The organism is Luteibacter sp. (assembly GCF_036500425.1).
GTDB lineage: Bacteria > Pseudomonadota > Gammaproteobacteria > Xanthomonadales > Rhodanobacteraceae > Luteibacter.
Genome location: NZ_DASYCB010000058.1, coordinates 42,775 through 56,046, shown reverse-complemented (window position 1 = coordinate 56,046; position 13,272 = coordinate 42,775). Strand labels below are relative to the sequence as shown.

9 protein-coding genes are annotated in these 13,272 nt (G+C 65.2%); 5 read left to right on the top strand and 4 right to left on the bottom strand.

Translation table 11 applies throughout. The features are described 5' to 3' along the window. Window positions 1-55 precede the first annotated feature (55 nt). Window positions 56-1,804 (top strand): hypothetical protein, encoded by a 1,749-nt coding sequence (locus VGN46_RS14830; protein ID WP_331644530.1) that lies wholly within the window; start codon window positions 56-58, stop codon window positions 1,802-1,804. Window positions 1,805-2,050: 246 nt separating this feature from the next. Then, window positions 2,051-2,422, top strand: coding sequence for a BON domain-containing protein (locus VGN46_RS14825; RefSeq protein ID WP_331644529.1), 372 nt, complete (start codon window positions 2,051-2,053; stop codon window positions 2,420-2,422). A gap of 149 nt (window positions 2,423-2,571) precedes the next feature. On the opposite strand, the gene VGN46_RS14820 is transcribed toward VGN46_RS14825, so the two are convergent. Beyond that, window positions 2,572-3,735, bottom strand: a complete 1,164-nt coding sequence (locus tag VGN46_RS14820) for a PilT/PilU family type 4a pilus ATPase (RefSeq protein ID WP_331644527.1) — start codon at window positions 3,733-3,735, stop codon at window positions 2,572-2,574. A gap of 158 nt (window positions 3,736-3,893) precedes the next feature. Beyond that, entirely contained in the window at window positions 3,894-4,931 is a 1,038-nt protein-coding gene (locus VGN46_RS14815) for a type IV pilus twitching motility protein PilT (RefSeq protein ID WP_331644525.1), read from the bottom strand. Window positions 4,932-5,048: 117 nt separating this feature from the next. On the opposite strand from VGN46_RS14815, the gene proC reads away from it, so the two are divergent. Both proC and VGN46_RS14805 read left to right on the top strand, forming a co-directional pair. Next, window positions 5,049-5,873 (top strand): pyrroline-5-carboxylate reductase, encoded by an 825-nt coding sequence (gene proC / locus VGN46_RS14810; protein WP_331644523.1) that lies wholly within the window; start codon window positions 5,049-5,051, stop codon window positions 5,871-5,873. Next, window positions 5,870-6,445: a YggT family protein gene (locus VGN46_RS14805; protein ID WP_331644521.1), complete on the top strand. Its 576-nt coding sequence runs from the start codon at window positions 5,870-5,872 to the stop codon at window positions 6,443-6,445. Before proC ends, VGN46_RS14805 begins: the two co-directional genes overlap by 4 nt. 57 nt (window positions 6,446-6,502) lie before the next feature. Here the strand turns inward: VGN46_RS14805 and VGN46_RS14800 are convergent, their stop codons facing one another. Continuing rightward, the gene (locus VGN46_RS14800; protein ID WP_331644519.1) at window positions 6,503-8,626 is read right to left on the bottom strand and encodes a bifunctional (p)ppGpp synthetase/guanosine-3',5'-bis(diphosphate) 3'-pyrophosphohydrolase; all 2,124 of its coding nucleotides are present in this window, start codon (window positions 8,624-8,626) and stop codon (window positions 6,503-6,505) included. Beyond that, entirely contained in the window at window positions 8,623-12,591 is a 3,969-nt protein-coding gene (hrpA, locus tag VGN46_RS14795) for an ATP-dependent RNA helicase HrpA (RefSeq protein WP_331644517.1), read from the bottom strand. Before hrpA ends, VGN46_RS14800 begins: the two co-directional genes overlap by 4 nt. A 117-nt stretch (window positions 12,592-12,708) precedes the next feature. Between hrpA and VGN46_RS14790 the strand changes: the two genes are divergently transcribed. Then, window positions 12,709-13,176, top strand: a complete 468-nt coding sequence (locus VGN46_RS14790; protein ID WP_331644515.1) for a Dps family protein — start codon at window positions 12,709-12,711, stop codon at window positions 13,174-13,176. Window positions 13,177-13,272: the final 96 nt, after the last annotated feature.

Below are 13,272 nucleotides of genomic sequence, written 5' to 3'. Positions count from 1 at the left end.
CGCCGCGGGTTCCGGCATAATGGCGGTTCCAAGGGATCAAACAACGGGATACAGAATGCGACCGACGAAGCGACTCCTCGCGCTCGGCGTCGCCAGCGTGCTGCTGGCGGCCTGCGGCCACAAGGACAAGGATGCCCCGCTGGCTTTCGTGCCGGCTGATACGCCGTACGTCGTGGCCAGCCTCGACAAGCTGGACGACGATACGTACGAGGCGGTGCTCGCCCAGCTCAACACCGAGGCCCCGGGCCAGGTCGCCCAGCTGAAGTCCTACGCCGAAGAGTTCGAGGCGAAGGGCAATGCCGACGCCGCTCGCCTTCTGCGCGCGCTGGTCGCCGAGCTCGACGGCAAGAATGCCGAAACGGTACTCAAGAACGTCGGCGTCGACCTGAAGACGGGTTCGGCCATATATGGCGTGGGCCTGAGCCCCGTCGCCCGCGCCGCGCTGGCCGATCCGGCGGCGTGGAACGCCTTTGTAGGCCGCCTTGAAACCGCCTACGGCAAGAAGCTCGATACCGCCGACGCCGGTGGCCAGGCCTACCGTCATGTCGCCCTGGGTGATACTGGCACGCAGCTGATCATCGCGACCGTGGGCAAGGATGCGGTCGCCGCACTGCTCCCGGCCGACGCCGGCCAGCCGCTCATCCGCCAGGCCCTGGGCGCCGATCGTCCGGAAAAGAACCTGCAGGATGATGGTCGCCTCGCCGACCTGGCAAAGGATAAGGGCTACAAGAATTACGTCGTCGGCCAGGTGGATCTCACCCGCCTGCTGCCGCTTGTCGCCGCCGGCAAGGATCCGCTCTTTGCGACTTTCCTGAAGCACCAGTCGCAGAAGACCGGCGAACCCGCTCCGCAGATCCCGGCCAGCTGCCAGGAAGAAGCGACTCGGGTCGCCGCCCGCGTGCCGTCCTTCAGCTTTGGCTACACCAAGCTTGATCTGCACCATGTGGAGCAGCGCGTGGACGTGGCGATGGCCAGCGACATCACCAGCGCCTTCTCCGGCCTGAAGGTGGAACTGCCGGGCCTCGGCAGCGATGCGACCGGTCCGTTCGATGCCAGCATCGCACTGCCGGTTGAGCAACTGCGCACGTTCTTCACCGCGCAGTCGGAAGCCGTGGCGGCCAAGCCGTTCGCCTGCCCGGCGTTCGCCAGCCTCAACGACAGCTTCGCGAAGATGGGCTCGACCATGCAGCAGGCGGCGATTCCGCCGTTCGGCGACATCCGCGGCGTGCGCCTGATCATCGACTCGTACAAGCCGGGCGCACCGGGTGCTGTGATTCCGCAGATCAACGGTCGCATCGTGTTGGCGACGCGTAACCCGGCGGGCCTGCTGGCGATGAGCCAGGCCGTGCTGGGTGGCGAGTTCAAGCTGGCTGCTGATGGCAAGCCGGCTCCGCTGCCGGCCAACCTGACCCAGTCGCTGGGCATGCCGGCCTGGGCTGCCATGAACGGCCAGGCGATCGCGATTGGCCTGGGCGCGGGCGAGGACAATAAGCTGGATGACGTGCTGATGGGCAGCACCGGCGATGCCGGCCGCTTGAGCCGCCTGCATCTCAATGGCGATATGTACCGCACGTGGGTGGATGTGATGTCGGAGAAGGCCCAGGCGTATGCCTCGGCCATGGCTGAAGCCGCGACCGCGGACGGCGCCCCGGCTGACCAGGCGTCGGACACGGCGACGGCGCAGCGTTCGAAGGCGCAGTTCGAGGCGATGAAGGCGCAGGCCGCACGCGTCGTGCAGGTCAGCGGCGAGGCGCACATGGATGAGAAGGGCCTCGTGATCTCCGGCGCGGTCGAGTACAAGTAAGCCGTTCTGCGGGTTACCTGGATGACAGATGGGGACGCTTCGGCGTCCCCATTTTTTTGCTTCGCGCATTTCCGAGCGGCGCTACATCACGCATTGTGAAGACCACCTCCGCAAAGCTGAACCATCCACTTTTCCGCGCACGAATCGTTCACGGATGCGCTGGTGTTATGGCCACCGCGACAACGGCAGCCCAGCGCGTGGCGCCGGTCGCCGCCCCACCATAGATGCCAAACCAAGGAGTTCCCCATGAACAACGCCAACATTCGCAAGGCCCTGTTTGCTGCCGCCCTTGTTGCCGGTCTCGGCGCGGCGCCGTTCGCCCAGGTATATGCCCAGGACTCCGCGGCCGCCGCCTCAAAGGGTGATAACCAGACGGTCGCCGGCAAGGCCGACGATACGTGGATCACCACCAAGGTGAAGTCGGAGTTCGCTGCCAACAAGAGCGTCAAGGCGACCGATATCTCGGTAAGCACGACCGAAGGCGTCGTGACCCTGACGGGTACGGTTGCTACCGCTAAGGAAAAGAGCCACGCCGAAGCGATCGCCAAGAAAATCAAGGGCGTGAAGAGCGTGGATGCCAGCGGCGTGACCGTATCGGCCGCTGCCGCTGACAAGTAAGTTGCTTCGCAGCTAGACGAAAAAAGGGAGCCTCTGGCTCCCTTTTTTCGTCATTTGCAGGAGCGCGCTTGCGCGCGATGGAACTTGCGGCGAGCACCCATCGCGCGCAAGCGCGCTCCTACAGGAGACGCGCGTTAACGCGACGCGTGTTAGCGGTGAAGCATCCCGCCGAACGTGTTTTTGTCGTTGGCCTTGTCGATCTCGACGCCTTCCAGGCCCTGCGACAAGGTGTGCGCGTCGCCGCCCTGGGCGAGTTTGATGCGCAGGCGTACTTCGTTGGAGCTATCGGCATGACGAAGTGCGTCTTCGTATGAGATTTCGCCTGCGTGGTACAGCTCGACCAGGCTCTGGTCGAAGGTGCGCATGCCGAGCTGGTTCGAGTCGCGCATCAGTTCCTTGAGCTTGTGGACCTCACCCTGGCGGATGTAGTCCTGTGCGAGCGGGGTACCAAGCAGCACTTCGATCGCCACGCGACGGGCCTTGCCATCGGGCGTGGGGATGAGCTGCTGGGCCACGATGCCCTTCAGGTTCAGCGAAAGATCCATGAGCAACGCACCACGGCGATCTTCCGGGAAGAAGTGAAGGATGCGATCCAGAGCCTGGTTGGCGTTGTTCGCATGCAGCGTACACAGGCACAAGTGGCCCGTCTCGGAGAAGTTGATGGCATGTTCCATCGTCTCGCGGGTACGCACTTCGCCGATCATGATCACATCCGGCGCCTGGCGCAGGGTGTTCTTCAGCGCGTTTTCCCAGTTATCGGTATCGATGCCGAGCTCACGCTGGGTGACGATGCAGCCCTCGTGGCGGTGCACGTACTCGATCGGGTCTTCGATCGTGATGATGTGACCCGTGGAATTCTGGTTGCGGTAGCCGATCATCGAGGCGAGCGACGTGGACTTACCGGTACCGGTACCGCCGACGAAGATGATGATGCCGCGCTTGGTCATCGCCAGTTGCTTGATGATCGGCGGAAGATTCAGTTCTTCCGGCGTCGGGATCTTCGACTCGATGCGGCGCAGGACCATGCCGACGCAGTTGCGCTGGTAGAAGCACGACACACGGAAACGGCCCACGCCCGATGCGCTGATGGCGAACTGGCACTCATGGGTCTTTTCGAACTCTTCGCGCTGTGCAGGCGTCATGACATTGAGCACCATGTCGCGCGACTGCTGCGCCGACAGGGGGCTCTGGGTGATGGGCACGATACGGCCCTGCACCTTCATGGAGGGTGCGACGCCGGCGGTGATGAACAGGTCGGACGCCTGCTTATGCACCATCAGCTTAAGAAAGGAGGTGAAATCGAACTCGCTCATGGCCTGGATCCCCGTTGCCGGGATGGGCCGGCACCCTTGGGCGGATCATATACCTGCCCGGTTACGGATGCAGAGACGGTAGTCACACCGGTGTCGCGCGCAAGCGCGCTCCTACAGGGGCGGCCCTGGGACGGGCGCCCCGGCGGGGGAACCGCCGCTTAGCGGAAGCCTTCCTTGTTCTTGGCGTACATCATGCCTTCCTGGCGGGTGATCAGGCCGCGCTTGACCAGGTCGAGCAGGTTCTGGTCGAGCGTCTGCATGCCGTACTGCTGGCCGGTCTGGATGGCGGAATACATCTGGGCCACCTTGTCCTCGCGGATCAGGTTACGGATGGCCGGGATGCCCACCATGATTTCGTGGGCCGCCAGGCGGCCGCCGCCGACCTTCTTCAGCAGCGACTGGGAGATCACCGCGCGCAGCGATTCCGAGAGCATCGAGCGGACCATCGGCTTTTCGCCCGCCGGGAACACGTCGATAATGCGATCGATGGTCTTGGCAGCCGATGAGGTATGCAACGTGCCGAACACGAGATGGCCGGTTTCCGCGGCGGTCAGCGCCAGGCGGATGGTCTCGAGATCGCGAAGCTCGCCGACCAGGATGTAATCGGGATCTTCGCGGAGCGCCGAACGCAGCGCCTCGTTGAAGCCGTGGGTATCGCGATGGACCTCGCGCTGGTTCACCAGGCACTTCTGCGAGGTGTGGACGAATTCGATCGGATCCTCGACCGTGAGCAGATGGCCGTATTCGTTCTTGTTGATGTGATCGACCATGGCCGCGAGGGTCGTGGACTTGCCCGAACCCGTGGGGCCGGTGACCAGGACCAGGCCCTGCGGCTGCTCGATCAGCTCGCGGAAAATCTTCGGCGCACCCAGGTCTTCCAGGGTAAGCACTTCCGATGGAATGGTACGGAAGACGCCGCCGGCTCCGCGGTTGTGGTTGAAGGCGTTGACGCGGAAACGGGCCAGGCCGGGAATCTCGAACGAGAAGTCGACCTCAAGGAATTCTTCGTAGTCACGGCGCTGCTTGTCCGACATGATGTCGTAGATCAGCGAGTGCACCTGCTTGTGCTCGAGGGGCGGGATGTTGATCCGTCGAACGTCACCGTCCACGCGGATCATGGGCGGCAGGCCTGCGGAAAGGTGCAGGTCGGAGGCCTTGTTCTTCACGGAGAAGGCAAGGAGTTCGGCGATATCCATTAGGGTCCCCTTTCTTTGTGGGCCAAAGGTAACCACCCCCGGGGGTCGGCGCAAGGCGGCGCACCATATATGCTTCGCAGGTATGTGAAAGACGTCGCGAACGGAGCGAAAACCCCCATGAACCGGATCGCCTTCATCGGTGGTGGCAACATGGCCACGGCCCTGGTCGCCGGGCTGGTCCGCCACGGCGCCCAGCCCGGCGGGATCGCCGTAGCCGAGCCACGTGCCGAGGCCTTGCAGGAACTGGCGCGCCAGTACGGCGTAGCCACGTATACGGATAACGCCGCCGCAGCCGAGGGGGCGAGCCTGCTCGTGCTTGCGGTCAAACCGCAGATGCTGGCTGAGGTATGCCGGGGCCTGCGTACGGTGGTCCAGCAGTACCGCCCCATGGTCATATCCATCGCCGCGGGCATCCGCATCGCCCAGATCGAGCGCTGGCTGGATGCCGCCCTGCCGGTGGTCCGTTGCATGCCGAATACCCCGGCCATGTTCGGCGCGGGCGCCACGGGCCTCTTCGCCAATCCCCGGGTCAGTGCCCCACAACGGGCTGAGGCCCAGCACGTCCTGGATGCCGCCGGCCTGACCGTCTGGGTACCCGACGAGGACCAGCTCGATATCGTTACCGCCCTGTCTGGTTCCGGGCCGGCCTACTTCTTCCTTCTGGTCGAAGCGCTCGAGAACGCCGCCGTCGCCCAAGGCCTCTCCCGCGAGACGGCACGGGCATTGGCCGCGCAGACCGCGCTTGGCGCAGGCCGCATGCTGGTGGAAAGCGGCGACACCGCCGCCATCCTGCGCAAGAACGTCACCTCACCCAATGGCACCACCCAGGCCGCCCTGGAGAGTTTCCAGGCTGACCACTTCCCCGCCATCGTGGCGCGCGCGGTCGATGCCGCCCGCCGCCGCGGCGTGGAACTCTCCGAACACATGGAAACGAACTCGTGACTTACCTGACCAATGCGGGCGGCCTGCTGCTCAACATCGTCTTTGGCGCCCTCGTCGCCCTCTTCGTGCTGCGCCTGCTCGCGGAAGCCAACCGGGCCGACTTCAACAACCCGATCTGCCAGTTCCTGTATCGCTTCACCAACCCGGTGGTGGCTCCGCTGCGCAAGGCGCTGCCCAGCGTCCGCCGGATCAACCTGGCTGCGGTGGTTATCGCCCTGCTGATCGAATGCGTGAAGGTCGTGTTCATCGTGCTGCTGGCCGGCCTGCCCATGTCCCCGCTGGGCATCCTGGTGATGGCGATCGCGGAACTGCTCGACTTCCTGCTGCTCACCTGGATCGTCGTGGTGTTCGTGTGGTCGCTGATGAGCATGCTTTCCACCGACCGTTACCACCCGGTGGCGCGCTTCGTCACCGCCCTGGCCGAGCCGCTGGTGCGGCCGCTGCGGGGTCGCATGACCATCGGCGGACTGGATTTCTCGCCGACGGTGGTGCTCATCGGCCTGTTCCTTGCCCGCATTCTTATTGCTCAGCCGCTGCAGGATCTGGGCGGTCGCTTGCTGATGGGGCTGTAGCGCGTTCGGGCCGTGGATCGCGCGCAAGCGCGCTCCTACAAGGGCAGCGATGACCCTCTAACGGCCGCCCAGGCGGCGTGCGTCGGTGACGTTGGGCAGGGCTGAGAGCCGGCCCAACAACAGCGATAGCTGCTCGTAGTCGCGCACGCGCAGGGTAAAACGCATATCCACCTCGCTGGTGCGCGTATTCACGCGACTGGACGACGCGACGATGTGCGGGCCGATGTTGTTGATCGTCGTTGCCACATCCTTCTGCAAGCCCTTACGGTCGTAGCCGCGCAACTCGATATCCACCTCGTAGTTCTGAACTTCCACCCTGCCCCAGCTCACCTCGATCACGCGGTCGGGATCCTTGCGGGCCAGCCGCGCCAACGAAGCACAATCGGTACGGTGTACCGAAACGCCACGTCCGCGGGTGATGAACCCGCGCACCGGGTCGCCGGGCAGCGGCTGGCAGCAGCGCGCCAGGGTGGTGAGCAGGTTGCCGACGCCTTCAATCGAAAGCGCACCACGATCGTGCTGCGCCTCGCGCGCAGTCATCGGCGACGATGACTGGGTGAATTCCGGCTCTGCCGGTTCCTGCAGGTGACGCGCGATCTGGCCGAGCGAAACCTCGCCCAGGGCCACGGTGACAAACAGGTCGTCGATGCTCTTCAGGCGGAAATGCGTCGCCAACGCGGCCAGGTCCACGTCGTCCACCGCGAGCCGACGCAGCTCCTTTTCCAGCGTGGCCTTGCCTGCGACGATGTTGGCTTCGTGCGCTTCCCGACGGAACCACGCCCGCACTTTCTCCTTCGCACGCGATGTCGCGAGGTAGCCGTGGTGCGCCGAGAGCCAGTCGCGGCTCGGCTCCGAGATCTTCGTGGTGAGGATCTCGACCCGCTCGCCGCTGCGTGGCTGGGTGGTTAGCGGCACAATGCGGCCGTTGACCTTGGCACCGCGGCAGCGATGACCCACTTCGGTATGGATGTGGTACGCGAAATCCAGCACCGTGGCGCCGCGTGGCATGTCGATGACTTCGCCCTTCGGCGAAAGCACATACACGCGGTCTTCCATCAGTTCGGTTTCGAAGCCGGCGACCAGTTCCGCATCGTCCTCGCCACGCGGCTCGAGCAGCTTGCGCATCCAGGCGATCTTGGCCTCGAACTCGGCGTCCGCACCACCGCCTTCCTTGTAACGCCAATGGGCGGCGACACCCAGTTCGTTGGCACGATGCATCTCGTGCGTGCGGATCTGCACCTCGAGCGTCTTGCCTTCCGGGCCGATCACCGCAGTATGCAACGAGCGGTAGCCGTTGCCCTTGGGCCGGGCGACGTAGTCATCGAACTCGCCTGGCAGATGCGGCCACAGGCTATGCACGAGGCCTAGCGCGGCGTAGCAATCGGCTACGGAGTCAACGAGGATGCGCACGGCACGGATGTCATAGAGGTCGGAGAACTCCAGACCCTTCTTCTTCATCTTCTTCCAGATGGAGAAGATGTGTTTGGGCCGACCGGCCAGGTCGGCCTGGATACCGGCGTGACCGAGCACATCGCGCAACTCGGCCAGGCTTTCGGCGATGAAGCGTTCGCGATCGGCGCGGCGCTCGTCGAGCAGCCGCGCGATCCGCCGATAGGTCTCCGGTTCAAGGTAGCGGAAGGCCAGATCCTCCAGCTCCCACTTGAGCTGCCAGATACCCAGGCGGTTGGCCAGCGGTGCATGGATATCGGCGGTGAGCTGGGCGAGTTCGCGGCGCTCGGCATCCGGCAGCGACATGGCGGTGCGCATCGCGGCCAGCTGGCGCGCAAGCAACACGAAAACCACGCGCAGGTCGCGGATGATCGCGAGCAGCAACCGGCGCAGGCCTTCCGAACCGGTCGCGGGGCCACGCTGCGCATGCAGGGTCCAGACCTTTTCGGCCTCACCCTGCCCATCGACCAGGCGCTTCATCGAGGCTGGCCATTTCGCCGCGGCTTCATCCGCCGCGCCGGGCATGCCACGCATCAGCGTGAACCACATGGCCGAGGCGCAGGTTTCGTCATCGCAACCGAGCAGGCGCAGCAACTCGATGATGGTTTCGGCTTCGGCACGCGCGGAAGCCGGCAACACGGCGCACGCCTCGCGGGCCTGCTCGATCAGCGGCAAGCGTGCGGTGGGGGCAGGCACGTTTTCCGAACCTGCATTGGCCTGCGAATGTTTCATGCGGTGTGGGCCTGGGCAGCTTCCAGCGCCTTGGCCAGGCGCTTGGCCGAGACGGGCTCGGCGGTTTTCAGTTCCTGCGCAAAGAGCGACACGCGCCACTCTTCCACCAGCCAGCGCAATTCAACCCAGGCCTGCGCATCCAGCGCGGTGCCACCGGCGTTCAACAGCGCCCGCCAGTACGGCAGCACCTGCAGCATACGCGACTGGTCGCGCTGCGGGTCCTGGCGCAGACGTTCGCCGCGCAGGCGCATGGCTTTCAGGTAGCGCGGGATATGGGCGAGACGGCTCGTCGGCAGTTCACGCAGGAAGCCCGGCTGGGTCAGCCCTGCCATTTGCTCGCGCAGATCATCGTAGCTGGCCTTGGCAAAGCCCATCAGCGGCGGCTCCAGCCAGGGCTTGGCCTCGGCCTGGGCCTCGATAATGGGCTCGGCGAGCTTCTGCCGGACCACGGCGGCACCGAACAGAGCGCGCCCGAATCCGCCCTTCAGGTGTTCGAAATCGGCCAACGTCCGGACGTTGAGGTTCGCCTCGGCCAGCAGGTCGGCGAAGCCACCTTCCACCAGGTCCTCACGCAACGCATCCACGCTACCCAGCGGGGCGTACTTCAGGGATAGCGGGTTGCTGATCGGCAACTGCCGGCGGGCGCGCTTGAGCTCGGGGGCCAGCGCACCGCGCAACAGGCGCTCCACGCCGCCCACGTGGGCCTCGGCCGCCTCGTCGGCACGCTCGAACACGCGCAGGGCCACCGCTTCGCCAAGGTCCACCAGCGCGGGATACGCCTTCAGACCCGCCTCGGAACGAACCTCGGTCGGGATCGACTCGAAATCCCAGGTAAGGATGTCTTCGCGGGTCAGCTCGATATCGGTCTTGCGCGAGAACGCTTCGCGCGCCTTGCCTTCCCATTGCGCACGGATGGCGGCCAGGTCACGACCTTCGGCGACCGTGCGGCCGTTCTCATCGTGGACGCGGTAGCGCATCAACAGGTGCGCAGGCACCTCCGCGTCGGCGAAGGCCGCAGCGTCGATATCCACGCCGGTGGTGCGCTTGAGGAAGGCCGCGAGGACCTTGGCCAGCGACTCGTCGCGCGGGCCTTCGGCTTCGCTGAAGGCACGGGCGAAATCCGGTGCGGGAACGAAATTGCGCCGCAGTGGCTTGGGCAGGCCACGGATCAATTCCGCCACCTTGTCGGCGAGCAGGCCACCGACCAGCCATTCACCCCGCGCCGCAGGCACGGCATTGAGGAAGGCGAGCGGCACGTTGATCGTGACGCCATCGGCCGGATCACCGGGCACGAAGCGATATTCGAGGCGATAGCGGTGCTGGCCGATGTCGACTGATGCCGGGAAAGCCTTGGGGTCGAGCCCCGAACCGGCATCCATGACATCCGCCAGCGTCCAGCGCAGGGCGGCCTGTTCGCCGGGCGATGCCTTGCGGAACCAGGCGTCGAGTGCGCGGGTGTCGGCGATGGACTCGGGTAGCTTGCCATCGAAGAAAGCGGCCAGGTCTTCGTCAGCGCGCAGCAGGCCGGCACGGCGTTGCTTGGCTTCGATATCGTGGGCTTGCTCAAGCACGCGCTGGTTCGCGCGCACGAAATCGGCACGGCTATCGATATCCGCCCGGACCAGCGCTTCGCGCACGAAGATCTCGTGGGCGAGTCGCGGGTCCTGTTTGTGGAACGTCACCGCACGGCGCTCGACGAGGACCAGGCCAAACAGGGTCACCTGCTCGTAGGCGACCACCGTACCGCGCTTGCGCGACCAGTGCGCATCGCGTGCCGTGGCGCGCACCAGGTGACTGGCCTGCTGTTCGACCCATGCCGGATCGATGCGCGCATTCATCATGGCCCACACGCGGCCACCGATATCGATAATCTGTGCCGAGAAGAGCCATGCGGGCGGCGCCTTGGCCAGCGCCGATCCCGGGAACACCTGGAAGCGGCGTTCGCGCGTCCCGCGAAATACACCCTTCTCATCCTTGTGTCCGACCTGGGTAGGCAGGCCCGCCAGCAGGCTGCGATGGATCGATTCGAACAACGCATCGCCCGTCGGCGCGACAGCCACGTCGTCAGTCCCTGTAGGAGCGCGCTTGCGCGCGATCGCGCGCGATCGCTCTCCTACAGGCGCGGGATCGGCCACTGCCGTATCCCAACTGATTTCACGCGTGACCAGCGTCAGCTGGCGGTGCAGCTCGCGCCACTCGCGCATGCGCATGAACGACAGGAAATGCCGAGCGCACCAGTCGCGCAGCTTCGATGAGGTCAGTTCCTCGGCCGCCGCGAGGTAGGCCTTCCACAGGTTCACGATACCGACGAAGTCGGACTTCGGGTCGGCAAATTGCGCGTGCGCGGCATCGGCCTGGCCACGCGCCTCGGGCGGACGCTCGCGCGGATCCTGGATCGACAGGAACGAGACGATCGTCATCAGGTCAGCAAGGCTGCCCAGCCGGCGCGCCTCCACCAGCATGCGCGCCAGTTGCACGTCGATTGGCAGGCGGGCGACGGTACGGCCGATCCCGGTGAGGCGGCGGTCATCGTCGATGGCGCCAATCTCGGCCAGGCGGCGGTAACCATCGGCCACCACGCGCGGGTCGGGCGCTTCCAGAAATGGGAAGTCTTCGACCTCGCCAAGGTCCAGCGCCAGCATGCGCAGGATGACGTTGGCCAACGACGAGCGCAGCAACTCGGGATCGGTGAATTCCGGGCGCAGGAGAAATTCCTGCTCCTCGTACAGCCGGTAGCAGATGCCGGGGCCGACACGGCCGCAGCGCCCCTTGCGCTGGTTGGCGGCGGCTTGCGAGATCGGCTCGATATGCAGCCGTTCCAATTGCCCGCGCTGGCTGTAGCGCTTGACCCGCGCGGTGCCCGGATCGACGACGTAGCGGATGCGCGGCACCGTCAGCGAGGTTTCGGCGACGTTCGTGGCGAGCACGATGCGTCGCTTCGGACCCGGCCGGAACACGCGATCCTGCTCGTTGGCCGATAGGCGCGCGTACAACGCGAGTACTTCGGTCTCCCGATACTGCCGCCGCGATAACAGCAGGTGCGCGTCGCGGATCTCACGCTCGCCAGGGAGAAACACCAGCACGTCGCCACGTGGATCTTCGCGGGTGATCTCGTCCATCGCATCGGCGATCTGCTGCGAGAGGTTGCCCTCGCCCTTCTCACCCGGTGGCCGGTAGCGCACTTCAACCGGGAAGGTCCGGCCCTCCACCTCGATCACCGGCGCACTGCCGAAATGCTCGGCAAAACGCCCGGTATCGATGGTGGCCGAGGTCACGATGACCTTGAGGTCCGGCCGGCGTTCGCACAGGCGCTTCAGGTAGCCAAGCAGGAAATCGATATTGAGGCTGCGCTCGTGGGCCTCGTCGATGATGATGGTGTCGTAGGCCGACAGCCAGGGATCCCCCTGGGTTTCCGCCAGCAGGATGCCATCGGTCATGAACTTGACCAGCGCCTGGTCGGAGACCTTTTCCGTGAAACGCACCTGGAAGCCGACCTTGTCGCCCAACGGCGTCGCCAGTTCCTCGGCCACGCGGGTCGCCACCGAGCGCGCGGCAAGCCGGCGCGGCTGCGTGCAGCCGATCAGGCCGGCCTCGCCACGGCCCGCAGCCAGGCACAGCTTCGGCAACTGGGTGGTTTTGCCGGAACCGGTTTCGCCCGCGATCACCACGACCTGGTTCTCGCGAATCAGTTTGATGATGTCGTCGGCACGGGCCGCGATCGGCAGTGACGCATCGATCGTCATCGCTGGTTTGGTTGCGGCCCGGGCCGCACGGCGCGCCATGGAGGCCGCGATGTCCTGGCCTAGCTGGTCGATGCGGCCGGTATCGGGCTTGCGCGACAAGCCACGCCAGCGCGCCAGCAGGCGCCCGAAGTCGCGGCTGGAGACGCGCCCCAGGGCATCGCGCAACTCTTTCAGGCGCGGGTCGCTGGGCGGGTGGCGAACAGGGGTCTTGGAGGTACTCATGGGGACGGTAATGATAGCGTGTGCCTATCAATGGGATCGGAACGTTTCATTTCACGACCGTTGCGACGCTCGTTAACATGCTCGCCAACCACTGAAAAAACCAAGGAGAGTCGACACATGGCCATCGATATCGGCATTGCCAAGAAGGACCGCGAAGCGGTCGCCAAGCACCTTTCCAAGCTGCTGGCGGACACCTATTCGCTTTACCTGAAGACCCACAGCTTCCACTGGAACATCACCGGCCCCCAGTTCAACAGCCTGCATACCATGTTCGAAGTGCAGTACAACGCGCTGTGGCTGGCGGCGGATGAAATCGCCGAGCGCATCCGCATCCTCGATATCGTCGCCCCAGGTTCCTACAGCCAGTTCGCCAAACTGACCTCGATCAAGGAAGAATCGGGCGTGCCCGAGTGGAAGGACATGGTCGCCCAACTGGTCGAGGGCCACGAGATCGCCGCCGCCACCTCCCGCGAGGTGATCAAGGCCGCCGACGAAGCGGGCGACGAGGGCAGCGCCGATATGGTGACCGGCCGCCTGAAGGAGCACGAAAAGACCGCCTGGATGCTCCGCTCCCTCCTGAAATAATGTAGGAGCGCGCTTGCGCGATCAGGGTCCGGCCTCACCGCCGGGCCCTTTTTTATGTCGCTTAACCCCATTTTCACTGAGGCCAGCCTGACCAGC